Raw genomic sequence first — 906 nt, 5'->3', positions numbered from 1 at the left:
CGCAGCCCCCACCTGCGGCTGCAACCGCAGCAACCGCGCCTCCACACTCGCGCGCTCGGCATCCACGCGCCACCGCGCCCCGGTGGCGGCCCCCGTCCACAGGCCAGCGCCGAGCACACCGAACAGAATCGCCGTACCGCACTGCGCGGCCCGGCGACGTCGCAACGCCTTGGCCAGCCGCTCTCGGTACGGCAGCAGGTTGAAGCCGCCCGGCTCCACACGACAGGCCGTCATTCCCACACCCCGCGCAATGCCAGCCCGAATGCCACAGCCCACGCCGGGCCGCCCGGCATGCCGGCGGGCGGGCACGGTTGACCGTCCCAGCCCGTACAGTCGAACGGCACCGCAACCGTGCCGAGCATGTCACCAATCTCGGCGACGGAGGTATCGAAGCGGGCGATACACCGCTCGTCCCCGGCCACGAGTACGCAACACACGGCCCCGAGCGCGCGCCGGCGCAATGCATCGGAAAACGCCTCCGGCACGGCGCCGGAAAGCGTCAGCACCGGTACGGCCAACGGGCCGTCGATGCGCCATCCGTGCACGCCCGAATCATGGAACCAGAGCGCCGCGTAGGCGCCCGCCTGCGCGGCGGGTTCGAATTGCGCGGCATAGCGCAACGCACGCAGCGCCGCGGCCGACTCGCCGTCGACCACCGTCAGGTCGACACCGGCCTGGGCAGCCACGTCGATCCGACGTTCGAGCAGCGCCAGCGGGGCCACGGCAATCTCGATCACGTCCGCTCCCGCGCCGCCATCCTGCCGCCAGTCGAACGCGAGACTGTCCGGCGCCAGCCCCGAGACGCGTTCGGCCGCCTGCCGCGCGGCGTCCTCGATGTCGTCCCGCCCGGCCAGGTCGAGCGTCGCGGTCCGCATCTCGTCGTCGTGCAACGCCATCACGCCACGA

Annotated in this window: 1 protein-coding gene and 1 pseudogene; both read right to left on the bottom strand. The window is 72.5% G+C overall.

Translation table 11 applies throughout. The annotated features are described in order from the left end of the window. Positions 1 to 234 (bottom strand): annotated as a pseudogene (locus G3N99_RS40945) (fimbrial protein); the annotation flags it as partial. Further along, positions 231 to 906, bottom strand: a 676-nt coding sequence (locus G3N99_RS40940) for a competence protein ComA (protein WP_206125277.1), incomplete at its 5' end; no start/stop codon positions are given. The pseudogene G3N99_RS40945 and the gene G3N99_RS40940, both read right to left, overlap by 4 nt.

Source organism: Burkholderia sp. Ac-20392 (assembly GCF_017104585.1).
Taxonomy (GTDB): Bacteria; Pseudomonadota; Gammaproteobacteria; order Burkholderiales; family Burkholderiaceae; genus Burkholderia; species Burkholderia lata.
This window is presented reverse-complemented; position numbering and strand designations above follow the sequence as displayed.